General features: G+C 46.8%; 21 protein-coding genes and 3 pseudogenes. 6 read left to right on the top strand and 18 right to left on the bottom strand.

Annotated elements, in window-relative coordinates:
• Positions 1-72: 72 nt before the first annotated feature.
• Entirely contained in the window at positions 73-1,242 is a 1,170-nt protein-coding gene (locus G4D54_18155) for a galactokinase (protein QJA04218.1), read from the bottom strand.
• 421 nt (positions 1,243-1,663) lie between these two features.
• On the opposite strand from G4D54_18155, the gene G4D54_18160 reads away from it, so the two are divergent.
• Positions 1,664-2,557 (top strand): AraC family transcriptional regulator, encoded by an 894-nt coding sequence (locus G4D54_18160; protein QJA04219.1) that lies wholly within the window; start codon positions 1,664-1,666, stop codon positions 2,555-2,557.
• Between the two features lie 336 nt (positions 2,558-2,893).
• Positions 2,894-4,078 carry a hypothetical protein gene (locus G4D54_18165; protein QJA04220.1) on the top strand — a complete coding sequence of 395 codons (1,185 nt, stop codon included), beginning with the start codon at positions 2,894-2,896 and terminating at the stop codon, positions 4,076-4,078.
• Between the two features lie 245 nt (positions 4,079-4,323).
• Here the strand turns inward: G4D54_18165 and G4D54_18170 are convergent, their stop codons facing one another.
• From G4D54_18170 to G4D54_18230, 13 genes and pseudogenes are all read right to left on the bottom strand, one after another.
• Complete coding sequence (locus G4D54_18170) at positions 4,324-4,470, bottom strand: hypothetical protein (protein QJA04221.1); 147 nt, start codon at positions 4,468-4,470, stop codon at positions 4,324-4,326.
• A gap of 145 nt (positions 4,471-4,615) precedes the next feature.
• Positions 4,616-5,155 (bottom strand): cysteine hydrolase, encoded by a 540-nt coding sequence (locus G4D54_18175; GenBank protein ID QJA04222.1) that lies wholly within the window; start codon positions 5,153-5,155, stop codon positions 4,616-4,618.
• Between the two features lie 69 nt (positions 5,156-5,224).
• The gene (locus G4D54_18180) at positions 5,225-6,442 is read right to left on the bottom strand and encodes an MFS transporter (protein QJA04223.1); all 1,218 of its coding nucleotides are present in this window, start codon (positions 6,440-6,442) and stop codon (positions 5,225-5,227) included.
• Between the two features lie 124 nt (positions 6,443-6,566).
• A complete protein-coding gene (locus tag G4D54_18185; protein ID QJA04224.1) occupies positions 6,567-8,759 on the bottom strand; it encodes a sensor domain-containing phosphodiesterase in 2,193 nt (730 codons plus the stop codon).
• A 126-nt stretch (positions 8,760-8,885) separates the two neighbouring features.
• On the bottom strand, positions 8,886-9,416 hold the full coding sequence (locus G4D54_18190) for a GNAT family N-acetyltransferase (protein QJA04225.1): 531 nt from the start codon (positions 9,414-9,416) through the stop codon (positions 8,886-8,888).
• Between the two features lie 122 nt (positions 9,417-9,538).
• Complete coding sequence (locus G4D54_18195; protein ID QJA04226.1) at positions 9,539-10,354, bottom strand: alpha/beta hydrolase; 816 nt, start codon at positions 10,352-10,354, stop codon at positions 9,539-9,541.
• Positions 10,355-10,416: 62 nt separating this feature from the next.
• Positions 10,417-10,821, bottom strand: coding sequence for a PaaI family thioesterase (locus G4D54_18200; GenBank protein QJA05236.1), 405 nt, complete (start codon positions 10,819-10,821; stop codon positions 10,417-10,419).
• A gap of 50 nt (positions 10,822-10,871) precedes the next feature.
• Positions 10,872-12,548 (bottom strand): DUF4368 domain-containing protein, encoded by a 1,677-nt coding sequence (locus G4D54_18205; protein ID QJA04227.1) that lies wholly within the window; start codon positions 12,546-12,548, stop codon positions 10,872-10,874.
• Between the two features lie 106 nt (positions 12,549-12,654).
• A complete protein-coding gene (locus G4D54_18210) occupies positions 12,655-12,876 on the bottom strand; it encodes a transposase (protein ID QJA04228.1) in 222 nt (73 codons plus the stop codon).
• Positions 12,877-13,294: 418 nt separating this feature from the next.
• On the bottom strand, positions 13,295-13,555 hold the full coding sequence (locus G4D54_18215; GenBank protein ID QJA04229.1) for a helix-turn-helix domain-containing protein: 261 nt from the start codon (positions 13,553-13,555) through the stop codon (positions 13,295-13,297).
• Positions 13,536-13,977, bottom strand: a pseudogene (locus G4D54_18220) (RNA polymerase sigma factor). The gene G4D54_18215 and the pseudogene G4D54_18220 overlap by 20 nt, the downstream one beginning before the upstream one ends.
• A 535-nt stretch (positions 13,978-14,512) precedes the next feature.
• Positions 14,513-15,512, bottom strand: a pseudogene (locus G4D54_18225) (23S rRNA (adenine(2503)-C(2))-methyltransferase RlmN).
• A gap of 23 nt (positions 15,513-15,535) precedes the next feature.
• On the bottom strand, positions 15,536-15,715 hold the full coding sequence (locus tag G4D54_18230; GenBank protein QJA04230.1) for a conjugal transfer protein: 180 nt from the start codon (positions 15,713-15,715) through the stop codon (positions 15,536-15,538).
• Between the two features lie 377 nt (positions 15,716-16,092).
• Here G4D54_18230 and G4D54_18235 point away from each other — a divergent pair, with 377 nt between their 5' ends.
• The 4 genes from G4D54_18235 to G4D54_18250 all read left to right on the top strand — a co-directional run bounded on the left by G4D54_18235 (position 16,093) and on the right by G4D54_18250 (position 18,896).
• The gene (locus tag G4D54_18235) at positions 16,093-16,458 is read left to right on the top strand and encodes a helix-turn-helix transcriptional regulator (GenBank protein QJA04231.1); all 366 of its coding nucleotides are present in this window, start codon (positions 16,093-16,095) and stop codon (positions 16,456-16,458) included.
• Between the two features lie 268 nt (positions 16,459-16,726).
• The gene (locus tag G4D54_18240; protein QJA04232.1) at positions 16,727-17,056 is read left to right on the top strand and encodes a MobC family plasmid mobilization relaxosome protein; all 330 of its coding nucleotides are present in this window, start codon (positions 16,727-16,729) and stop codon (positions 17,054-17,056) included.
• Entirely contained in the window at positions 17,017-18,360 is a 1,344-nt protein-coding gene (locus G4D54_18245; protein QJA04233.1) for a relaxase/mobilization nuclease domain-containing protein, read from the top strand. Before G4D54_18240 ends, G4D54_18245 begins: the two co-directional genes overlap by 40 nt.
• A gap of 89 nt (positions 18,361-18,449) precedes the next feature.
• Positions 18,450-18,896: a HEAT repeat domain-containing protein gene (locus tag G4D54_18250; GenBank protein QJA04234.1), complete on the top strand. Its 447-nt coding sequence runs from the start codon at positions 18,450-18,452 to the stop codon at positions 18,894-18,896.
• Positions 18,897-19,068: 172 nt separating this feature from the next.
• On the opposite strand, the gene G4D54_18255 is transcribed toward G4D54_18250, so the two are convergent.
• The 4 genes and pseudogenes from G4D54_18255 to G4D54_18270 form a co-directional block, all read right to left on the bottom strand.
• A complete protein-coding gene (locus G4D54_18255; protein QJA04235.1) occupies positions 19,069-19,434 on the bottom strand; it encodes a conjugal transfer protein in 366 nt (121 codons plus the stop codon).
• Entirely contained in the window at positions 19,431-19,637 is a 207-nt protein-coding gene (locus G4D54_18260; GenBank protein QJA04236.1) for a conjugal transfer protein, read from the bottom strand. Before G4D54_18260 ends, G4D54_18255 begins: the two co-directional genes overlap by 4 nt.
• Before the next feature lie 2 nt (positions 19,638-19,639).
• Positions 19,640-20,593: a hypothetical protein gene (locus G4D54_18265; GenBank protein ID QJA04237.1), complete on the bottom strand. Its 954-nt coding sequence runs from the start codon at positions 20,591-20,593 to the stop codon at positions 19,640-19,642.
• Positions 20,594-20,596: 3 nt separating this feature from the next.
• Positions 20,597-23,973: pseudogene (locus G4D54_18270) on the bottom strand (DUF4316 domain-containing protein).
• Positions 23,974-24,197: the final 224 nt, after the last annotated feature.

The raw sequence follows: 24,197 nt of genomic DNA on the forward strand, positions 1-24,197 counted from the left end.
TAAAAACTTTCCACCCCGTTTTACATGACATTGCATTCTGTACCATTCCTCAGCAAAACGTAATCTCAGCCTTCACAGCTCCGCCAGTTTCCCTGCACCGTCACCAATGGATGCGATATAGAAATCCGGTTCATATCCGATTGCCTGTGTATACTCTCTGCGCACTGCAGCTGTGAAGTCCTCAATATCATCATTTCTGACAATTGCAATCGCACAGCCTCCAAATCCTGCTCCTGTCATCCGTGCCCCGATTGTCCCTGACTGGTTCCATGCACTTTCCACAAGCGTATCCAGTTCTATCCCGGTAACCTCATAATCATCACGCAGGGAGATATGAGAGGCATTCATCAAAGCACCAAATTCTTCAATATCGTTTTTTTCCAATGCCGCTATCGCTTTTTTCACACGTATGTTTTCCAGCACAGCATGACGGGCACGCTTTCTTTCCACCGGACTGGTGATGACGTGCTGCACCTTCTCAAATTCCGTTTCCTTCAGATCACATAAATTTTTAATCTTCACAACCGTTTGGATTTGGGAAAGCGCATGCTCACACTCAGCACGTCGTTCGTTATACTTGGAATCCGTCAGTCCGCGCTGCTTGTTGGTATTCATGATAATAATACTAGCCTGTTTTAGCTGAACGGGTGCATAGGTATATTCCAATGTGCCGGTATCCAGTGCGATCGCATGATCCTTTTTCCCCATTCCGATGATAAACTGATCCATGATACCACAGTTCATGCCGACAAACTGATTCTCTGCTTTTTGCGACAGCTTGATAATATCCAGCTTACTGATGGGAAGCTGAAAGGTTTCTTTCAGAATTGTTCCAGTCAGCACCTCCAGCGATGCACTGGAGGAAAGCCCTGCCCCGTTTGGTATGTTGCCTTCAATCAGTATGTTTAAACCACATGGAATTTCAAAGCCTTCCTGCTGCAGGAAGTACAGGACGCCTTTTACATAATTCGCCCAGTCATCCTTTTTATCATAGTGCAGCGTTTGCAATGCAACGTCAATAATCCCTTTCTCTTTAAAATTATTGGAAAATAAACGCATACACGAATCTGTTCGTTTTGAGACAACAGCATAGGTACCAAACGTGATGGCACATGGAAACACCATGCCGCCGTTATAGTCAGTATGCTCTCCAATCAGATTTACACGTCCCGGGGAAAAGAACAATGCCTCACCCGGTACCTCGAATATATCTGTAAATTCTTTAATCAATCGTTTTTTCATGAAGTATCCTCCTGATTAAGTCCCTGCTCAGATATACAGCCTTTTATGAGCAGGCATAGTGCTTTTTTATTGCTGAGAGACTCGCAGCACCACACCTTTCTTGAAGTGTGAACAGCTTGCGCATATCCATGCTTCTGCAGCCAACAACGGAATTGTATCCTGTTTGACAACATGCGCTGACCTTAGCTTTCATCAAAAGATGAACGCCTTGTCAAATCTGTTACGCCTGCTGCTGTGCAAAAGCATGAAAACGGTTACTCCTCATATACATCATAAGCTTTCCTAACCGCACAGACCTTAACTATCTTGATAAAAAACAGCATTATTTTAAGAATATCCCCTTATTTTTGATATCAAATGCGCCAAAAACAGGATTTTATAGTATGATAGATTATAATCATAATCAATACCGGAGGCAGATATGCAGATTATAACGGATGAAACAAAAAAAGAAATAAAGGCACATGGAAGTCACACATTCCCTTTGCTGGTCAGCTATGAGAAAATAACCGCTTACGATTCCGGTTCTTTTCTCTGGCACTGGCACCCGGAAATTGAAATGACACTGATCACCGGCGGAGAAATGCTGTACAGAATCAATCATCAGGAATACCATGTCAAAAAAGGGGATGCATTGTTCTGCAATGCAAATGCCCTGCATGCGGGAACCATGTATCATGAGCAGGATTGCACCTATATTTCCGTAACCTTCGATTCCAGACTTCTGTCCGGATTTGAAGGGAGTCTGATACACAGGAAATATGTGAAGCCGCTTGTGAATGACCTCTCCCTTTCCTCCTTCTGTTTTAACGGCAGTGCACCATGGCATTCTGCTATTACTGCCGCTATTCAGCACATTGCTCTGTACGATGAGGAAAAAGCGGATGCCTATGAATTGGCAATCCTGATGGAGCTTTATACGATATTAGAAACACTGCATCTCCATATGCATCCTGCACGCAAGCTTTCAACCTCTGATATGCTGAATTACGATAGAATCCGTACCATTCTGCTGTATGTGGAAAACAATTACAACCGCGAGCTCACCCTGCATGATATTGCAGGTCAGATTCATGTCTGTAAAAACGAATGCTGCAGAATCTTTAAGAGCTATATGCATCAGTCTCTGTTTGAGTTTATTCTGGAATTTCGAATTGAGAAAAGTATCGGCTTTCTCATGAACGGCTCTTATTCCGTTTCGGAAATTTCGCAGCTGTCCGGATTCAATGACTCCAACTATTTCTCACGGGCGTTTAAAAAGCAGAAGGGATGCTCCCCTCTACAATACAGGAAAAAAATGAAAACGCAAGGCTGAAGCCTTCTGTCTCGCTATGTGGATCTGGATGATTATGGTAAAGGAAGCGGGAAACGATTGAAAAAGGATTCCTTCTATTGGTATCAGCATGTCATTAAGACAAACGGTAAAGAGCTGTAAATCGAAGGAAAGTTTATGGTTATTTGATTCAGCATCCTATGCTGCACAAGAATGTATCTGCTGCTTGCTATAAAACTTTTGCATCCTACAAAAGAAGGCTATCCCTGCATATGTTGAGCCACTCCATGTATTTCCCTTTTTCATACAGATCGTCCTCTCTTGACATATTTTAGCTCAATGTTATGATAAAGAAAAAAATGGAAAGGAAGTGCTGTCATGAAATGTTCTGCCGGTATGCTGGATTTGCTGGAGGCACTTACGCTACCCGAGCAGCCTGTTTTATTTCTGAAGCTGACGATACAGCCCCATATCTGTATGGAAAGATTAAAGGATGCAGTTAGTCAGTGTATAGCGTTTCTGCCCGAGCTTGCTTTACGCTATGATAAAAAGCATAACTGCTGGAGGAAACAGAAGGACGATACTTTTTCTATGATTCAGGAGGTTGAAGACTTTGACTTTTCAAGCTGGGACATTGAGCACCATGCACAGCTCTGCATACAGATTATACATAAAGAACAGCAGGACCTTGTATGCATCGGATACAGTCATATTCTGTGTGACGGAGATGGAGCTACACAAATCCTTCGCCTGCTGACAGCCTGTTATCGCCAGGAGACTGTCTCCTTTCAAAACTGCCGAACCCCCGAATCCCTTCCGATCATAAAGCTGAAAAAAATAAAAACCAAAAGAAGAAAAACAATTCCTGCCGCACTTCCTTTTGCTCCCCATCCCCTGCATACCAGCGAGCTGCATCAAAGCATTCCACGAAAGCTGTTACAGCAAATTTGTCCATCTGCGTGTACAGTGAACGATGTTCTGCTATGTGCCTATGCCCAGACACTGCACAGCATCTCCGCAGCGAATGCCGTGACAATTCCCTGTCCGGTAAATCTTCGTTCCTATCTGCAGAAAAAGCCAAGCTGGTCCATTGCAAATTTCGTTGGAGATTTTCAGGTAACACTGCATGGTCTGGATCATCGCGACTGGCGGGAGCTGCTTGCGGATGTCCATCAACAAATGCAGGAGGAAAAGGCACGCTGTTCTGATCTGCATACCATACAGCTGTTACATCCGATTATGAAGCACCTTCCTCTTGCCGTCACAAAAGCTGTCGCAAAAGCAGGCTTTCACTCACCGGAAATCTCCTACACAAATCTGGGAAAGATCGATGCGGCATCCATCTATTTTAACGACTGCACGATTACGCAGCTGTATCTTCTGGGCAGAGCCCGCATATACCCGTCCTTTCAGATATCAGTCTCTACATGGAAGGATACCTGTACCTTAGCCTGTCATGTCACAGGAGACACGTTACAGCTAATGCATGCACAGAAAATTCTTACAACCATGTGTAGACTGCTGCATACATATGCCGGACAACCCGAATCAAAAACAGAATGACCTCTGCCATTCTGTTTTTCTATATGCAACTACGTTTCCACTTCATTATTCCACACACGATCTGCTATGTAAAAGACCTGTATACGTACAGAGGTTTCTCTCGGACATATCCATAGCAAAGCAGACTGCCGCTGCAAGCATTAAGCTAAAACGTACATACAGCATGTTGTCCTTCCATCTCTGCCATTTGAAATACTGTATTCTTCATCAAAACGAAATTGAGTCCTAAACAACTGAGAGTCGTATCACTTTTTGATAAATGTAATGATGACACAGCATGCCATGAATATGGCAGTAAGAAGCAGAATCCAATCGTTGTGTGTAAGCAGACTGCATACAGTTAATACAAATGCGGCTGCCATTATGATTCTGTAAAATACTTTCTCTTTCATTTTCAGCTTCCCTTTCTTTGATATATACAAACGGACTTGTCCAAGCATCCGGCAGGTAACGCCTTATCACGGCAGGCCTGAGACGATTGTCTTTCCCTTGCATCGCCTCGCGTTTTAAGCCCTCATCGACGCCACTTCTTCCCTGCTACCTGCAAAGCATATTCTGCTTGATCATTTCCAATGCCCTTTCAAAAGGTACGCATGATGCATATCGGTTCTTCCAAATAAAATTATTGTAATAATCATAGGTTTTCTTTGCCGGCATATAATCGTTATCCACCGTGCTGTTTGTGTAAGCAGGAACAATCATGTGAAATCCATGTTCAAATCCGCATATGATCGTTGCATTGATACAATACTCTGTCTGCAATCCTGCAATCATGATCGTATCCTCTCCTTTATCTCTTAAATATTCCGTCAGTCCTGTGTCTTTAAAAGCGCTGTTTACATTCTTATCAACTATTTTTTCTCCGCAAAGCGGCTTGAATTCATCGTATATGTCAAAGCCCTGTGCACCCTTTGTCAACGCATTTTCAGCACCATCATCGTGACGAACATACACCACCTCGACACCATGCCTTCTGGCTTGCGCTATCAATGTTTTTATGCGGCTTTCAAGAAGCTGAAATTCATATAATGCTTCATTCATAATCATTGTCTGCGTATCCACAATCAAAAGCACCATTTGTTTTCTCCATTCTCTCATAAAGACCGTAATGGCCTTTTTTCCCTTAACCTGATTATTCCTCTGCTATTATGCATTCTCACGATTTCGCCCGGAGCGCCTGTAATACCATATAGCTGCCAGCATGGAAATCAGAAAGAAGATACCCGCATACAAAAAGGATAACCGTGGTCCCGCTGCATAGATAAATCCTGCGAACAATGCCCCGGCGATCATCCCCAGACTTTTCATCGCATTGTAAAAGCCCATGACCATGCTGCTGTGCTCAGCACTGGATGCCGAAGCACAAAGATCCTGCAGTAAAGGGATATAAATAGCATTTAATGCAAAGAAGATGATATTGATAAGGATAAACGGCAGAATATCCTCCAGCATCGTTATGGCGATCAGCGTGACACCGGCTCCTCCCAGCACATAGATGACAGATTTCTTAACGTTGGTCCTCTTCATGATCCATACACAGATCGTAGTATTGGCAATCAGCGATATAAAGCCGACCACGGCCTTCAGCATACCGTTATAAGAGGAATTGAAATGAAATTGATCCTTAATAAAATAATTGAAATTCTGATCATATGCCGTTGTTGCCGTTGAGGTCAGAAAAACCGCAAAGAATAAAACAGCGAATGTCAGCGTCATAAAGCGACGGGCATCCAGAAATGCCTGAAACGGATTTGCTTCCTTCCATATGCTGACAGACCTGCCTGTTACCTCCCTATCCTCTCGCAGACATATCGCAAACAGCATACCGCACAGAATGAGGACACCGCTTTGCAATGCAAAGGTCAACGGAATGGAAACGACACCGGCAAACCCGCCGATCAGATAGCCGAAAGCCGCAAATACGGTCGTGAAGGTAGCGGATAACGCCAGATAGCGTCCCCTGTTCTCCATTGTGCTTGTATGAATGATATAGGTCAGAAAGCTGACCATAATACCACCGACAAAGAATCCCGATAAAAGGCGGGCAAGCATAATGGTGGGGAGTGTTTTCATGATGGCAAACAGCAGCTGTCCGATGCCGTAGCCCACACAGCAGATACCCAGAACCCGGCGGCTTCCCATACGCGTGACCTGCTTTGCCCAGAAGGGAGAAAACAGAAAATTGGTGAATGCCATACCGGCATACAGCATACCGAAGGAATAATCCGGTAGCTGAAGATTCTGAATGAGTGTCGGCGTAATCGGATGTGCAAAATTAGCAGCCAGACTCTCCAGAGCAACTGCGAAGAAAAACAGCTGCAAATGATATTTAGACAGAAATGATTTCATGGATGAATTGTTCATATATCGCTCCCACTTTCTACAACATGTCAAATCTTACTATGAATACGGTGGAAAATCAACTGAGAAACTACGTAAGCACATAAAAAACAGATGCCGGTTTCCAATGGAATGCATCTGCTTTTGCTTATTTCTGCTTAATATATTTCTGTTCAAACACAGAGACAGGAATCGGACGGTCGATTAAATACCCCTGCAGACCGTCACAGTCCAGCTGCTTTAAAATATCAAATTGCTCCTTTGTTTCGACTCCCTCCACAATCAGCTGCATCTGCAGATTGTGACAGATTTGAACAAGGGAGGATATCAGCATCTGTGAACGGCGGTTATTCTGCAAATCCTGCATCATACTGCGATCCAGCTTCAGCGTATCCAGCTGCGCATTGATAAATAAGGCCATATTGGAATAGCGTGCGCCGAAATCATCAATGGATATGGAATATCCCTGCCGTTTGATGCGCTCCATTATCATAATCAGAAATTCATTGTCCAGACTCTCGTCATTTTCTATGATTTCAATCTCCAGATACTGCTTGGGAACATTGTAGTTTCCCCAGATGCGTTCCAGTTCTCCCAGAAAATCCGCCATACGTAAGGTGTAGCGTGAAAAGTTCACACTCAGCGGTGTAAGTCTTCTGCCTTCCGCATGCCAGCGGCTGAGCAGTCTGCATACCTGTTCAAAAGCAAAGAAATCCACGTACCGGATCGTGCGTGCCTCCTCCAGAGATGGAATAAATTCATTGGGCATAATCAGGGTACCCGTTTCATCGTGATAACGAATCAGTGCCTCTCCTCCGATAAGCTCCTTTCTGAAATTCACCTTCGGCTGCAGATACACCTCAAAGCGCTGCTGTTCCAATGCCTGCATCAAGACGGAGCGGTCCGCAAGCTGCAAAACCGTATCGTTACAGCAGCGGTACCGGTTGGAATTTGGATTTTTCCGATAGAACTGCATTTTATCCTGATACATGTATTCATCTGCATCTGTTATCCTGGAGGATATATCCTGACAGGTGGATGTCCATATATGTCCGATTGCCCCCTTGCAATTCGCACTGCCGATGATTGCCTGCTTCAGAATTCCCACCTGCTCCAGAAATTCCTGTTCCTGCATTCCCTGAACAAACACAACGAATTCATCCCCGCCGATTCGATAGATGGCGCCGGTGTCAAACACCTTTTTCAATATGGATGCTCCTTCTGTCAGCACCTTATCTCCATAGGTATGTCCCAGATGGTCGTTGATATCCTTCAATCCGTTGATATCCATATAGACGATACCAAGGGGAATCTGCCTGCCATTGAGCTGATTCAGATCCTGAAGGTAGCGATTTCGATTATACACACCGGTTAAATCATCGTAATAGCTGTTATGCAGCAGGCGGTCGTTCAAATCCTTTTTCTCCATCGCCACACTCATGAAATAGCTGATGGTTTCCAGCATGGAGAAATTCCGCATATAGTCAGGTGCCGGATTATCCACACCGATAAATCCGATGCTTTTATTATTCTGAACGATCGGAGAAAGCGCAATGCTGTGTATATTCTGTACGTGCAGCACCTCATAGGTCTGTGGAAAGCTTTTCTGTATACGTTCCACATCCGGTATGGAAACATTTTTCCCCTGCTCGATAAAATCCTTCCAGATTGCGAGCAGCTCAACATCCATATTCTGACAGAATTCCATGGATGATTCCACACCATCGCTGCACCACTCATAGGTGTTGTTCATACATCCGTTCTGCAGCTCAAACACATAGGCGCGCTCTGCATGCATGAATTCACCGATTTCTTTCAACAGCTGATCCATATAGCTCTGCATATCATTGGATATATACATCAGACGGATACAGGACACGGTTTTCATTTCCATCTGCAGAGCCAGATTCAGACGCTCATGCTCCAGTTCCAGATTCTGACGAATCCTCATCATATCCTCAACATCGGTATAAACGACATAAACGACCGGTATGCCGTCGATCTGTTCTTCCGCAAAGGTACCGGTCATATGAATCCGCAGACAGCTCCCTCCTTTTACAGGAAGGCGGCAGAAGCATTCGTACTGCTGACTTTTGTTTCGATATGCATGCTCAACAATTTCCTTCAGCTTTTCAAAATCCTTTGGAGTCTGCTGAAAAAACAAGGTCGCGCTGTCATGAAACAGGATGTGATATTCCTCTTCACTGTATCCGCACATCGTATAAAACGTATCATTTGCCCATAATGTTGAAAACTCTTCATTGAGAAGATATTTACACACGCCGATGCGCATGGCACCGAGCTGGTTTTCCGTATCTTCCTTCCAAATTTGTGTATTCATCGTATCATCCTTTTTCTACTATCCCTTGCTTTTTATAAACAGCATACATCCGCATATGTAATCCATATACCGGAAGTCTTCCTATGCTTGTAACGTTTTGCGAAAGGCTTCCCTGCGGCCATGCTATCATCCATTCAGGTAGCTGATGAAATCCTTTTGATACAGGACATAATCAACTGAGGACTGCTGTCTTCCCAACTGATCTGTCCAGGAATTTTCATTCACCCGCACTCTGGTAAAGCCAAGCTGCTCATACACATGCTGTGCTCTTGTATTGTTCAGATTCACAAACAGGATAATCCTGTGACAGCCTTGCTCATGAAAGAGGGAGGATATCAGCATACTCAACAGAACTTTTCCGATTCCCTTGTTCTGCCGGGAAGCATCGCATAGCTTAATGCCTATGGCAGCTGTTGCATCAGCTTTCCATCGCACACTCATTTCGCCAATCGCGATATCGTCCATTTCTATCATCAATAAGCGATGGGATGTATCGCAGTTTTTTATCGTTTCCGCAATTTCCTGCACCGTTTCCCCTGTACCGTTTGGAAATCCTGCATGTGCCATCACCCTGCCATCATTCCACCATTGTGCAAGCTGCCCGGCATCCTGCACTACAGCATCCCGTATGGTTGAGTTTTGATATCTAAGCAGCATCTTCGTCCTCCAAGCAGTATATACGCTTATTACATGTGCAGGCATTTCTGCATACCGCTTTCATAGTGTCAGTTCTATTGTATACCGTTTTTTCCATAAAGGATACTTTTTTAAAAAAATCTTTACAGAATTGCATTTATCCACGTTTCCAGAAGGCTCATCCAGCCTTCGCATTCCGGCTGCAGCTTCTCTCCGTCGGCTCGCTGACTCAGTCTGCCGGCTGTAGACAGGCCATGTGCACCTTTATCATACATATGAAATTCACACAGCACACCCTTCTTTACCAAGGCAGAGGCAAACAGCAGAGAATTTTGTACGGAAACCGTTGGATCGGTATAGGTATGCCACAGAAAGGTTCTGGGTACATCCTTATGTACCTGCAGCTCCAGTGATACATGGTTTCGCAGCTGCTCATCCTCCGCATGCTCCTGCAATAGATTTTGTATGCTTTCCTCATGTGCATAGGCACCGGCAGTGATAACGGGATAGCATAGAATCTGGGCAAACGGACGCAGGTCCGTTCTCTGAATATATTGTGTGATTATCGGCTGATTCCAGTTTATACCAAGACTCGCCGCAAGATGTCCCCCTGCTGAGCAGCCCATAAGAAAGATACGGTCCTGACGGATATTCCAAGCCGTGCAGTTATCCTTCAACAGCTGAAACGCCGCCGCAGCCTCAAGCAGTGCCCGGGGATAGGCAGCCGGAGCACAGGAATAACGAAGCACGGCTACCTGCAAGCCCATGGCATTTAACCGTATGGCAAGCGGTTCCGCCTCCCGATCGCTGGTATAGCGGTATGCACCGCCGGGCATCAGCAGCACTGCCGGACGCCTTGTGCTGTTCAACAGCTCCTTTGATGCATCCATAAAATACGTCTGCAGGACTGCTCCTGTTGCTTTTCCCTGCAGCTGTATCTGAATCGTTTCTGTACGCATACGCTCCTCCTATACAAAAAGCCGGATATCTCCAGCAGATATTTCTTTTATTCCCTGCTTCCCTAGCGATATCGTTCCTGATCGAGAAAGAACATCGTAAAGGTTGCCCGTGACAGCAAAACATCTTCGTCATTGAAAATAAAAACCTCGTAAACTCCGGTCGTTCTGCCGGCTGATATTTTCTGTGCGATTCCGATCAGCTTGCCGCCTCTTCCCGGCTTGATATAATTGATCGTACCGGACAAGGTAACGCTGTCCCGACCCGAGGTAAAGCTCGCTGCCCCGGCTGCGGTATCTGCGAGAGAATAGAGTGCACCACCGTGTACAAAGCCATGTACATTCAAAATCTGTTCATCAATGATCATCTCAACCTTCGCATAGCCTTCCTTCACCTCCACGACCTGCATATCGTTGCTTTGCAGATATTGAGAAGAGGAATTCAGGCGCTTCTTTTGTTGAGGTAAGATAACGTAACCTTTTTTGCAGAGGGCGTTATCTTACCTCTTTTTGATGTATGTTAGATAGCATAACTCTTTACGTCGGCTCCTATCTGTCTGAAATAGGAGATACTTTCGGTAGGCTTGTCGCCCGTATCAACTCTGCCGACAAAGCTATAAAAGATTTCGATTTTGCGGGTGTTCGTTTCCTTATCCAGTTCGTGAATAAGAATACGGTCAATAAATTCATGGACGTTTTCGTAGGTCAGTTCGGTAATGGCGGTGTATCTGCGTACCAGTGCGACAAACCTTTTCACGTCCGCGCTGCGCTCGGTGGCGTTGTCGATTTCCTGTGACAGCTCCGCAATCCTCCGGGTCAGCGTCTTTTTTTCTTCATCATAGCCGGAAGTCAGAAAAGCAAACTGTTCATCAGAAAGTTTCCCTAAAGCGTTGTCCTCGTAGAGCTTGCGGAATAAGATGTTCAGCTCGCTAATGCGGCTCTGCGCCTTGTCAAGCTCTTTCCGCTGCTGTGTCAGCGTCTTTTGTACTGCCTTTGCGCTGCACTCGTTGGCGGTTTCGATAAACTCCTGTTCATGCTCTTTCACATAGGACAGCACCCTCTGTAAATCAGCAAGGACAAGTTCTTTAAGGACGCTCTTTCGGATATAATGGGTAGTGCAAAGCTCGCCAGTCCTTATCCTGTTTCGGTACTTTCCGCAAGTGTAGGCGTGTTTGCGTTCCAGTGTCCCGGCTCCCTGTTGCAGATACATTTTATAGCCGCAATCTCCACAAAAGAGAAGTCCCGAAAAAATGTCAATTTCATCAACCTTTGTAGGGCGGTGTTTGGTAGCAATCCGTTTCTGTGCAAGGTCAAAGGTTTCTTCGTCAATCAAAGGTTCGTGCGTGTTGGGGAAAAAGTATTGCTTTTCCTCCGGGTTCTTTTTCGTCTTTTTCGATTTGTAAGATACCTTATAGCTCTTGCCCGTAATGGTATGCCCCAAATATTCTTTGCGTCCAAGAATATCATACAGTGTCTTATCCGGCCAGTTATAAATACAGGTCGGGTGCGGGCGCGGGTGGCGGCAACTGCCGGAACGACGGTAGCGCAGTTCTGAAACAGTAAGTACCTCATGTTCCCGTAGCCAGTTCTGGATTTCGCAGATACGGTCGCCGCGCACATACATAGCGAAAATCTGTTTTACAATGTGCGCCGTTTCCGGGTCGGGCAATAGATGATTGCGGTCGTTTGGGTCGGCTATGTAACCATACGGCACTTCGCCGTTGACACGCTCGCCTTTCTGTGCCTTTGCCTGTTTAACAGCCCGGATTTTCTTTGAGGTGTCGCGGGCGTAAAACTCGTTGAACCAGTTCCGCAGAGGGGTAAACTCGTTATCTTCCCTCGCTGTGTCTACACCGTCGTTAATGGCAATGTAGCGCACTTCATATTCGGGGAAAACAATCTCTATCAGTTCGCCGGTTTTCAGATAATTGCGTCCCAGACGGGAAAGGTCTTTTGTTATGACGGTCGCCACGTTCCCGGCTTCAACCTCATGCAGCATGGCTTGAAGCCCCTCACGCTCGAAACTCACGCCGGAAAATCCGTCGTCTACAAAAAAGCGCGTATTGAAAAAGTGGTGTTCGTCAGCGTACTTTTGTAAAATCAGCTTTTGGTTCTGTATGCTCTCGCTTTCCCCGGCCTGCATATCTTCCTGGCTCAATCTGCAATATAAAGCGGTAATCTTGTCTGTCTGTAACATTTTGTCCTCCTTTCCGACGACAGACAAGCATGGTATTTGTACTGTCTATATTATACCACATACCGCTGCCTGTGTCATGTATAAAATGTGAAGAAACGCCCTATTTTCAGGCGTTTACGGGGTTCAGCTCCATGTCTTTGCGAATGAGCTTTTTTATCTTTTTATCCAGTGTGTCCGTTGCGCGTTCACTTGCAGACGAACATACAAGGTAAGTAACTTTTCCGATTTTATGCTCCGTTGTGGTAACGGGCGTTTGGTTTTGCGTCAAAGAAAATCCCCCTTTCTTTCGCAAACATATAATACAGTCTATGAATAGCAGCAAGTCCACTATTCAATAAAACAAAGGCTTTAATCGGACGGTTATTAGCATAACCTCATGGGAATTTCACCCCCGGCATGGTTCTCATGCAGCCCTACCCATTGCCTGCGACGCTCTTAACGCTCGGACTGTGGCTGTAAGGAAGTATCATTGTATATTCTGCGTGTCGTTGCCCGCAAACCGCTACACTTGCTTTCCGGCGCGGTGTTGGTCGCTCGGCTGTCCGGGCGGTGATAACCTCGCCCGGATAGCGTCATGGCGCACCCGCCGTATGGCTCGACGCAAAAGGAACGTATCCGATTTGCCCTATGCTGCGCCGCCGTTATCTTGCGCCGCTTTCTTTTTCAAGGTTCAAAATGGCTGTGCTACCCGCGTCAACAGCGGAACGGAAAAGGGGGTGAGAGAAAGCGTCCCGCCGCCGTTGCGGTTATTCCTCTGTCCTAAAGGTGAGGACAGCCATCATCAGTTTTGCTTGCAGCCGTTCCCGAATGTCGTGGTCTACGCCGAAATAGACGTTCCCGCGCTCGTCGTACAGCTTCCGCATGGAGAGGCGGGCTATGTAGCCGCTAAAATGCTGCAAGACAATCTTCATGGCGTCCGGGTCGCCCTTTGTCGCTGCCACAATGACAGGATAGGGAACAAGGGCATTTTCCGGGTAGCCGGGTTCGTTACCATTCGTCCCATTCATCAGCATTTTCCTCCAGATATTTTCTTAATTTCTCAAAAGAGCTTGTCCGCCTGTACTGTATCGTGCTTCTCGATGTATTGAACAACTTCGCAATCTCGGTGTCGTTCATTCCCTCGAAATAGTACAGGAGTACGGCTTTGCGCTTTTCTTCCGGCAAAGTACGGATTGCTTCAAGAAGCAGCTTCGGCGTGATTTTCTTCCCGGCTTTCTCAAAGACGGTTTCGGCGGTTTCCCGTTTGAAATATTCATCAAAGGTATGAAGCTGCCGCGCTTCGTCTAAGGGCAAATCGGAAAAGGTGACTTCCCTTGCCTTATGCCTGTGCAGCTCCCCTGTGAGCGTCACACGCTTCATTGTGCAGCACCGTATTACAAAACTTCTGAAAAGCACATTGTTTGTAAAACTCCCTGCTATTAGGTTCCACATTCTCACCTCCTTTCTCGTTGGAAAGTTGGTGGTGCTTCCCCCCTTTTCGCGGGGCAATACGGCGTTTTTGAAAAACGCCGAAGATTTTTTGAAATTTTTTTCAAAAAAATTTTTTGAGCAGCAAAATACGCCTGTCCGAAAAGCCCGGACAGGCGTATAGGTATTGTAAGCAGTATTTAGATGATTAGACAGTTCATAGTCAAGGGTAGAGAGGTTCCCGGCGGTGGTCGGGCTTTTTTTTGATATGTCAATGACCGTCGGATTTTGTCGATAGGGTATGTGCTTCATGGCGGCTACCTCCTTTAGCCGCCGCTTTTAACAGTGATACCGCGTCATTTCATTAGAAGATAAAAAGAAACGGCGGCTTTGATTTTTCAAAGCTGCTGCGGAAATCAAAGAACGACAAGCAACAGTTCTGATTTTGCTCCAATATGGTTATTAGGGGCACAAATTAAAATCAAAAAAGAGCCGATAACAGCAGTATTTCAAACTGCATATTATCGGCTCTGCGTCTGTGCGTCTGGCTCTTTTAATTAAATTATTTCTGTTGTTTTTTTGGCTTTATTATATGTATTAGCTAACTGTCCACAAGCTGCTTTAATCTCTCTACCATGAGAAACTCTCATGGTAACTTCAAGTCCTGTTTGCTCTAATTGATGTTTGAACGCAACCATTTCTTTGTTTTTGTGGTGCTCTAATTTTTTGAATTACTCGTCGGGTTGTATTGCAGCACGTTAATCATAACATTTTTTGCCCTTAAACCATTTTGCAAGTTGCCTTATATCTGAGGAACGGTCATTTATACCTGGTAAAAGCAAATACGCAAATACCACTTTTCGATTATGCCTTTGAGAATAGGACAATGCTTGCTTTAACAACATCTTCAATAGCGTACATGTGCATATGAGGAATGATACAGTTTCTCGCAGCCTGTGTTGCTGCATGTAAAGATATTGTCAACTGAATTTTTAGATGTTCTTCGCGCAATTTTTTTAATTGATTAACTGGACCAACTGTTGATACGGTAATGCCGTCGGTTGGAAAGTTAAGTCCATTTCTATCTCGAAGAATATGGATTGCTGCAATCAAGTTGTCGTAATTGAATAAAGGTTCTCCCATTCCCATAAAAACGATACGATTTACTTTTTGACGTATCAATACAACCTGCTGCACAATTTCAGACGGTGTTAGATTACGAACAAAACCATTGCGTCCGGACTCACAAAAAATACAGCCAACAGAACAACCAACTTGCGTACTTACGCAAACAGTCCCACCATCTCGCCGTTTAATAAAAACCGTTTCAATATACCTGTTATCTTTCAATTCATAAACATACTTTTCAGTATCGCTACTTTTATAGACTTTTTTTGTTGATATTGATAGATTTTCTTTGTGAAATGGCTGTTTATACAATTCCGTATATAAGGCTCTTGCTTTATCCTCTCCAATTACTTCCGACATTTCTTTGTAAGTAAATCCGTATGGGTCATTCAATATTTCCGTAGGTGTACTTTTAGGTAAGTGTTTCATTTAAATATCCTTCCTTTTCAAAATTAAAAAGTTTGTTTTTCAGAGTTTTTGATTATGATTTCTAGTTTTTCAACATCAACGATATGCGTTAATTTACATTTAGGGCAGAAAAGAGGAAAATTTCTTAATACCGTATTATAAAATACTTGAACCCTCGTCTTTCCGTTACAAATTGGACATTTTATCCAATATTTTTCAAGCATAATATTTCTCCTTTTGCGCAAAAAAATGCAGGTCAATTCTCAACATGAGCATTGACCTGCATTTATACATATAATACTACAACAAAATTAAGGCATAGTTTTTATACTATGTCTATACGTCGTTAGTTTTGTTGTATAGCATACGCAAAATAAGCATGACAAAAAAGCCCATATTGAAAATGGGAAAAATCTTTTTTGATTTCAATGCTTATCGAATACGCATGCTATGTAACATAAACATTCCCCCCCCCCTTTTATATAATATTATATACAAAAGCAGCTTGTTGTCAACATATATATATATGAATTATTTTGGCTAACTGATAGAACTATGTAGACATATCCAAGAAGAAAGGGGAACAGTAAAATGTAAGAGGGTGAATAACTATGGCAAAAAAGACCAGTACCAAAAATACGACTTCAAGGCTTTTGGGGCAGCGATAAAGGCAGCGCGTGAAGGACGCAAGGAAAGCCGCAAGAAAGTAGGCGACGAAATGTTTATCTCGCCGCGCTACCTTGCGAACATTGAGAACAAGGGGCAGCACCCAAGTTTACAGATATTCTTTGAGCTGATACAGCGTTACCATATATCCGTAGACCAATTCCTGTTAGACACGCCCGCTGCAAAGGACACAAAGCGGCGGCAGCTTGACGCGCTCCTTGACGGTATGAGCGATACAGGCATACGGATTGTGACCGCAACGGCAAAAGAGATTTCCGAAGTCGAAAAAGAGGGCGAATAGGAATGTCCGGCTTAAAACTGAACAGGATTTAGAGAGCGTTGTAATCTTTTTTGAGATTGCAGCGTTTTTCTTTTGCGGAAGTTTGGCAAAATCGCTTTTTCTCCGTAGTAAGGGATAAGAGCCTAAAGGATAAAAACATTCGTAGCAAGCATAGGAAGCGGGTACCCACTTCCGTATTTTCGCCCTCCCGCGCTGCGGCGCGTCGGTTGAAAATGGCTTGTTGGGAAGTGTCCCAAACCCTCGGAACGGAAAGGAAAGGAGTGAACACATGGACGGACGGAAAAGGACGGTGCAAATCAAATTCAGAGTGACGGAAGCGGAACGGGATTTAATACTGGAAAAAATGAAGCTCGTACCCACCCGGAACATGGCGGCGTATCTGCGGAAGATTGCCATTGACGGGTATATCATTCAGATAGACCACGCCGATATAAAGGCAATGACAGCAGAGATACAGAAAATCGGTGTCAACGTCAACCAGATAGCACGCCGCGTAAACGCGACGGGGAACGCATACCAAGAGGACATAGAGGAAATAAAGGGGGTGCTTGCAGAGATATGGCGGTTACAAAGATTAAGCCTATTAAAAGCACTCTAAGCAAAGCCCTTGACTATATCGAAAACCCGGACAAGACGGACGGGAAAATGCTTGTGTCCTCTTTTGGCTGCTCCTATGAAACGGCAGATATTGAGTTTGAATATACCTTGTCCCAAGCACTCCAAAAGGGGAACAATTTAGCCTTTCATCTGATACAATCCTTTGAGCTGGGGGAAGTAGATTATCAGAAAGCCCATGAAATCGGAAAGCAGCTTGCCGACGCGGTAACAAAGGGGCAGCATGAGTATGTACTCACGACGCATATTGACAAGGGGCATATCCACAATCATATCATTTTCTGCGCCGTAAACTTCGTAGACCACCACAAATACAATTCCAACAAAAGGAGCTATTACGGCATACGGAACATGAGCGACAAGCTGTGCCGGGAAAATGGCTTGTCCGTCGTCGTCCCCGGCAAGGGCAGCAAGGGAAAGAGCTATGCGGAGTACCAGGCAGAAAAGACGGGTACAAGTTGGAAAGGCAAGCTGAAAACCGCCGTTGACGCACTTATCCCCCAAGTTTCCAGTTTTGAGGAATTGCTAACGCGGTTACAGGCGGCGGGCTATGAGATAAAGCCGGGGAAATATGTATCATGCCGCGCCCCCGGACAGGAACGCTTCACCCGCCTAAAAACCCTCGGCGCAGATTATACAGAGGAAGCCATAAGGGAACGGATAGCGGGCAGACGGACAAAGGCGGCGAAAGCTCCCAGAGAGCAGCGCGGCGTATCGCTGCTTATCGACATTGAGAACAGTATCAAGGCGGCGCAGAGCCGGGGCTATGAACAGTGGGCGAAAATCCACAATCTGAAACAGGCGGCAAAGACTATGAACTTTCTCACCGAAAACAAGATTGAACAGTACGCGGATTTAGTTAGCCGGATTGAGGAAATGGCAGCGGAAAGCGGACAGGCGGCAGACGCATTGAAGAACGCCGAAAAGCGGCTTGCGGACATGGCGGTGCTTATCAAGAATGTTTCCACCTACCAAAAGACAAAGCCCGTCTATGACGCATACCGCAAGGCAAGGAACAGGGAGAAATACCGCGCCGGACAGGAACAGGCGATTATCTTACATGAAGCCGCTGCAAGGTCATTGAAAGCAACGGGCATTGCAAAGCTCCCGAACCTCGCCGCGCTGCAATCGGAGTATGAAGCCCTTCAAGCGCAGAAAGAAGCCCTTTACGCCGACTATGGGAAGCTGAAAAAGAAAGTCCGGGAATATGACATTATCAAGCAGAACATTGACAACATTTTACAGGCAGACAGACAGCCGGAACGGGAAAAGGGAATGGAACACTGATTAAGCAAAAAATGATTTTCGTATAGAAACAGAAAGCGGTATGTGGTATAATAAAATTATCTACAACTTTTGAAAGGATTTGATAGTACATGACAAAAGGAACACCAGCTAATATTAGTCAGCTTGTCAAAGACGCAAACAATAAATCATCATGGAAAATTAGGCTTGCTGCGTTGAATGAACTAAAACAATATGATTGTCAACAATCAAGAGATGTTATTACTCGTCTTGCTCTCCATGACAAAGTTTATAAAGTTAAAGAGGAAGCATTTAGAGCAGCACAAGCTATGGGGATTACTTACCGCGGAAATCCTATTCGCTTAGGACGTAAAGATATTGGTTTTAAGACAAAAGACTTTACTAAAGTTTTTCTACGTATCAAACGTGAAAAATCAATGGAAGAATTAGATTTACAATTATTCAAGGAAGCGTTCAAAACAATCGCGGCAGAAATGTATGATGTAATGGAATTTGAAAAGGGTCAAAAATTTGATGATTGGATTACAAATACATACAAATGTTTGCCAAAGAAATAAAAAGAACAGGGCGCGGAAAGTCAGTATATGACTTCCGCGCCCTGTCTTTTTGTGGGTGCTGTTGTGGTAAATGTTACGCAATAGAACGCCATTTTCGGGGGAAAAGGTATAAAGTATCGCCTATCCGATTTTCCCGCCCGGAAAGCCTTGCAAATCAAGGGATTTTCCGCGCCTACTGCGTAACAGGGGCGCGTCTTTTCCTCATGCGCTCGGCGGCCTGTCTGCGGGTGATACGCTTCCGGCAGTCGGGGCAGTATTTGACGCTGTTAGAGCTTGACGCAAAGGACGTGCCGCACTCGGTACATTTCTTCCTGTCCCCGGTTTGGTAAAGCTCCGCATAGAGCAGCTTATCAGCGGGAAGCACCGCAACCTTAAACCACTTGCAGAGAAGCGAATAGGAAATGAGCTGCGGACATACGCACTCGTCCCCGTCGTCCAGTAAGATACAGTTTCCATTATCGCAGTTGCAGCACGTCCGGCGCACAAGGGCGTTGACTTTCCGGCTCTGGGGCGGCGTCAGCCGCTTGACCTCGCTCATACTTCATCAGCGGCGTAAATGGGAAGCCCCGCAAACTCCGCTTCGGTCATGGCTTCCACTTTGGAGAGGGTACGGGCAGCAAAGCCCCGCATTTCCCCGTCCATAAAGGGCAGCGCGGCGTTCATGGCGACGATAAGCCCCTGTCGGCTTCCGGTCTTGTAAATGCTCAAAAGGTTTGTTTCTTCTACAGTCAGTTTTGTCATGTTCACACCTCCAAATCGTGATTTTTATTCTTTGCCGCCGCCTTTTTCGGGGCGGTCTTTGCCTTGTCTGTTTTAAGCTGCGCCCGGATAGAGGGGCGGGGCTTCCGTATCTCCCTGTCCCGGTTCTCCCTCTTGTCAATCAGCGCATACGTCCCATGTCTGCCCTCGATTTTGGAAAAGGAAAGGGTCTTGTAGGGCAGCATGGAGAAAAGACGGTCAGTGTCCTTTGTAGCCGCAAGCTGCATGAACGCCGGGGAAAGCTCTACCATGAAATGGGTCTTGTTTGGGCTGTTCGGCGTGTCGTGCCGCTTCATTTCCCACACAATGCGCCGCGCTTCCGTTTCAATCAGCCCGTCCCGCAATGCGGCGATATGCGCCTTGAAATCTCCCGGTGGAAGCTGCTCCCGGCTGCGCCGTTCTTCCTGTAAGAGCGATTGCAGCGCGTCCGGGTCGTTGGGTACGGCTTCAAAGCGTTCAAACTTCCCAAGCTGCGGGTCTGGGGTTCCGTCAAAATATCTCCCGGCTTTCTGTACCCTTTCCCCACGCTCATAAAACAGCTTCACCGTATCGGCGGGCAGCTCCTTTTCCTTGACGCGCTCATAATGGCGGGAATAGTCAAGCTCATACAGATTGCCCTTGATTTTCCCGCGCTCCTTTCCCGTCAGCTCGATTGCATAGGCAAGTACGCGGTCGCTTGTCTGCTCCATGTAGAAACGCCATGTATTGTGGGGCGCGGTGTCCTTTAGGAAAACGTCGCGCTCCCTAAAGCAATGCGTCCCGGACGGGCGGCAGAACCACAAAAGGGTCTTGTCCTCCCTGTGGGGGCTTGCCGCCGCCTTTGCGATAATCTCCTTGTCAATCTCCAAGTCGCTCTGGTAAAAGCCTGTATTCTGCTTCATAATCGCTTCAAGGGAAGCGAACAAATCCACGTTTTCAAATCTGCTCTGTTCCGGCATGGGTCAGCTCCTTTCCAAGTCCTGTGACTTCTGCTTTGCGTTTTTTCTTCTGCGCCTTTTCCTTGTCGGCTCTAAGCTGCGCCCGGATAGAGGGCTTCTTTTCCGGCTTCGCTCCCTTGACGCGCTCCTTGTCGGCTTTGACCGCATTAGCCAGGTCAACAAGGGAAATCGTTTCTCCCGCCTTGACCTTTGCTTCCAGTTCGTCAACGGTAGGGGTGTTGTTGATGATACCGTCAAAGTTGTTGTCGTTCTGCTCTACGGTGTCCTCGACGTGCTTCAAAGGGTTTGCCTTTTCCGGCTGCTCTGCGGCAACGGCAAACGCCCGCGTCCCGTTCCCCATAATCAGATACTTTCCGTCGTCGGATTGATGATGAAAGCCATATCCGGCGGCTTCTATCTGCTCCCGGCTCATGGCGGTTACATGGAAAGTCCCTCTCGGTGTTTTGACAGTTTCGCCCGTTTCCAAGTCGTCCGGGGTAAGCTGTTTCTGCTCCTGTAAAAACTCCGGCACTTGCCGGAAGCCCGCGCTGTCAACATAGTGCGCCGCGTCCTGTCCGTCCTGATGAAGCACTACCACGTCGGAAACGGAAAGGCTGTGTCCCTTAAAGTCTTTGGGGTGGTCGATATTGAAACGGGTATAAATATCTTCAAGGGAAGTCCCCGGCGCAAGGGGCGCGGAATAGACAAGCTCATAGTTCGCCCTGTCAACCACATTCCCCGCCGCCTGCAGGCGGTCGTAAGGCTCAAAGCGCAAGTCCCTTGTTTCGTCCCCGCCTTTTATCTGGTAAATGGAAAAGGTGTCCTTGTCCGGCTCGGCGGTCTTTGCCGTTTCCTGTGCCTTTGCGTAGAGCTGCTTTACGTCGCCCTCGGTCAGCTCCCCGCTTTTGAGCTGCCCCATAAGCTCGCGGCATTTCTCCGGCGTTCCGGTGAAAAGAACGTCGCCCATTTTCGCCCGCCCGTTCTCCTGTGTCACATAGGCTTGCAAGAGGTAGCTGTTTTCCCGGCTGTCGCCGTAAGGGTTCCGGCGCACTCTGTAAATCGTTTCCGGGGTAAAGGCTTCTTTCGGGGCTGCGTCCGCTTTTTCCTGTGCGCCGGATTTCCCCGGTGCGTCTGCTTCCGGCTCCGGCTTCTCTTTCCCGGCTGTATCTGCCTTTTCCGGGGCTTCCGGCTGCGGCTGCTCCGGCGCGGCTGCCTGTTCCTCTCTGGTGGGCTGCTCCTGTCCGGCGGTTTGCTCCTTGTCCTGTGCCTTTTGCAGTTCCGCAAGATTTTCGTCTATGGAATTGATAATCTCGGCGGCTGCGCTGCGTATCGTTTCAAGGGAGCTTTTCAGTTCGGACAGCTCCCGCCCGCTGCTCCACCCGGCGACGTAGCCGAAAGAGTAGTCCGACGTGTCAAGCCCGTAATGTTGGCAGACGGTATAGGCGACGCTTTCCGCTTCGACTTCGCGGGTGCGGCGGTCAATGTGGGGCTGCTGCTCGTCCTTTGGCGCGTTGAGGTCAATGTCGTGCAGCTTCGCATGGGCGATTTCGTGAATAGCGGTCTTTAAGGTCTGTAATTCGCTCATGCCCTCGTTGATAGCAATGCGCTTGTCCTCCAAGTGGTAGTAGCCATGAGAGCCGCCCTCGATATTCTCAAAAGCGATAGGAACGGGGGGAAGTCTTTTCAAGGGCTGCGAAAAAATCCTTGTAGCGGTCAACGTCGCCTGTCAGCTCGTCAACCGCAATGTCCGGCAGCTCCTTTCCCTCGGTCTGGGAAACGTCAAAGACGGATACCACCTTGTAGGCGGGTATGGTGATTTCCTTTTCCTCGGTGACGGGCTTTCCGTCCTTGCCGATTATGGGCTTCTGCGTGTGCGGGTCGATTTTCTGCATTTCCTGTTTGATTTTATAGGGCGACGGGGCAATGATTTTAATTCCCTTTTGCCCTTTCATCACGTTTCGCTCAAAGTTGTTCTTCCAAGCGGAAAAGCCCGCCACAAGGGAAGCGTCCGGCTTCTGCATGGCGATAAGGACGGTGTTTCGGAAGCTGTAATTATGGAATTTTGACATGACTTTCAGATATTCCTTGTAACGCTCGCTGTCAAAGAGTTCCGCAATGCCCTGTTCCAGACGGTCGGTAATCTCTTTTAATTTCTCGGCGGGCTTCTCGCTCGTCAGCACGATAGGGATAACCGGGCGCGGCTCCTGTGGCTGCTCTGCGGTCTGCGCGGTTCTCTGCCCCGGCGCGGCTGCGTCCATTTCTACCTTTTCCGGGTCGGGGATTGACCGCTGCGGGGGCTGCGGCGTTACCCGGTATTCCTCCGGCACGTCGCGCCCGTCGTACCATTCTGTAAAGGTGTTGCGGTTGTTGTAGATATAGCCCTTTTCGGTAAACATACCGTCGTCGTTAATGGAAGCGTCGCGCCCATATTCCTCATACATGAAATACTTTTTCGCTTCTTCGGGAAGTTCCGGTTCTTCCAGTTCATCAACCAGATAACGCCCGTATTCTTCTTCATTGTGGACGGACGGATAAATCCAGTAGCAGTCAAGGTTCTGTGCAAGGTTGATAATGTCCTGTAAGCTGTCGGCATGGTCGCCGTATTCAATGGCTGCAATGAATTTCTCCCGGTCGTCGTCAAACTGCATTTCCAAGAGCTTCCCTAAATAGTTCAGCTCGTCGGGGTGGGAATACTCGCTTAAATGCTCCGTCAAGCCGGGGATAGTGGATTGAAATTCTGTGAAATGCCATTCCTCATAGTGCTTGAAGTCAATCCCGATACGGTCAAAGACTTCTTTCAGATGTTCGGCAGTCGTGGGGAATGTCACCCATTCGCCCGCGGGTCTGCCCTCGGTGTACTTCCCAAGATTGGAAAGATAGCCGCTTAAAATCGGTTCTGCCATTTGTTCGCTCCTTTCTTTTTCAATCATGCGGTGCATAAGCTCAAAATCCTCAATGCTCATGCTCCCGTCAAATACATAGGGGTTAAAATCCTCCCCGTCCCGGTAGGGGTTTTCGGAAAAGGGAAGCCCCGCTTCATGGGCGGCTGCCCTCGCTTCCTCGATAACCTCCGGGGGAAGCCTGTCGTCATGCGCCCCGATAAAACCGTCAATATCGTTCATGCTGTTTTCGTAGTGGTAGCGCACTCCGGCGGTCAGCTCGTCAAGGCTCATATCCTCGCCTAAATGCCCGCAATAGTAGCCGTTAAGGATAACGGCGGCGGGGTCGGTGCTTTTGATTTCCTCTAACCGGCTCCTGTCCTCCGGGTAGAGCGTATCGTCCATATCAAGATGAAAATATTCCGCGTTCCATGAACGCCCCTGTTTCCAGAACGCCACCCATGCGATACCGTCCCTAAGCTCGTCCTGATAGTCCTTTACGGTGTCCCGTAAACTTGCCATAGTTGAAAAACCTCCTTTCTCTGGGGCAGCGTCATAAGCTGCATTTTTTGGCTGCATAGCCTACTACGGCACACCCGCATTTCTGCCAAAGTTTTTTGAAGATTTTCAGAGGGTGAAGCCCTCCGCAAAAGAGGGTTTGGGAAACTTCCCAACAAGCAAAATCCCCGTCCGGCGCGTCAGCGTCGTAACGGGGATTTACGGAAGTGGGTACCCGCTTCCTATGC

The sequence above is a fragment of the [Clostridium] innocuum genome, assembly GCA_012317185.1.
GTDB lineage: Bacteria > Bacillota_I > Bacilli_A > Erysipelotrichales > Erysipelotrichaceae > Clostridium_AQ > Clostridium_AQ innocuum.

Coding starts and splice junctions, on each gene's coding strand:
- G4D54_18215 (QJA04229.1), bottom strand. CDS start 13,555: ATGAATGGGACGAATGGTAACGAACCCGGCTACCCGGAAAATGCCCTT.
- G4D54_18205 (QJA04227.1), bottom strand. CDS start 12,548: ATGTTACAGACAGACAAGATTACCGCTTTATATTGCAGATTGAGCCAG.
- G4D54_18240 (QJA04232.1), top strand. CDS start 16,727: ATGGACGGACGGAAAAGGACGGTGCAAATCAAATTCAGAGTGACGGAA.
- G4D54_18230 (QJA04230.1), bottom strand. CDS start 15,715: ATGCTTGAAAAATATTGGATAAAATGTCCAATTTGTAACGGAAAGACG.
- G4D54_18185 (QJA04224.1), bottom strand. CDS start 8,759: ATGAATACACAAATTTGGAAGGAAGATACGGAAAACCAGCTCGGTGCC.
- G4D54_18165 (QJA04220.1), top strand. CDS start 2,894: ATGAAATGTTCTGCCGGTATGCTGGATTTGCTGGAGGCACTTACGCTA.
- G4D54_18260 (QJA04236.1), bottom strand. CDS start 19,637: ATGACAAAACTGACTGTAGAAGAAACAAACCTTTTGAGCATTTACAAG.
- G4D54_18175 (QJA04222.1), bottom strand. CDS start 5,155: ATGGTGCTTTTGATTGTGGATACGCAGACAATGATTATGAATGAAGCA.
- G4D54_18155 (QJA04218.1), bottom strand. CDS start 1,242: ATGAAAAAACGATTGATTAAAGAATTTACAGATATATTCGAGGTACCG.
- G4D54_18190 (QJA04225.1), bottom strand. CDS start 9,416: ATGCTGCTTAGATATCAAAACTCAACCATACGGGATGCTGTAGTGCAG.
- G4D54_18265 (QJA04237.1), bottom strand. CDS start 20,593: ATGCCGGAACAGAGCAGATTTGAAAACGTGGATTTGTTCGCTTCCCTT.
- G4D54_18255 (QJA04235.1), bottom strand. CDS start 19,434: ATGAGCGAGGTCAAGCGGCTGACGCCGCCCCAGAGCCGGAAAGTCAAC.
- G4D54_18250 (QJA04234.1), top strand. CDS start 18,450: ATGACAAAAGGAACACCAGCTAATATTAGTCAGCTTGTCAAAGACGCA.
- G4D54_18160 (QJA04219.1), top strand. CDS start 1,664: ATGCAGATTATAACGGATGAAACAAAAAAAGAAATAAAGGCACATGGA.
- G4D54_18180 (QJA04223.1), bottom strand. CDS start 6,442: ATGAACAATTCATCCATGAAATCATTTCTGTCTAAATATCATTTGCAG.
- G4D54_18195 (QJA04226.1), bottom strand. CDS start 10,354: ATGCGTACAGAAACGATTCAGATACAGCTGCAGGGAAAAGCAACAGGA.
- G4D54_18245 (QJA04233.1), top strand. CDS start 17,017: ATGGCGGTTACAAAGATTAAGCCTATTAAAAGCACTCTAAGCAAAGCC.
- G4D54_18170 (QJA04221.1), bottom strand. CDS start 4,470: ATGAAAGAGAAAGTATTTTACAGAATCATAATGGCAGCCGCATTTGTA.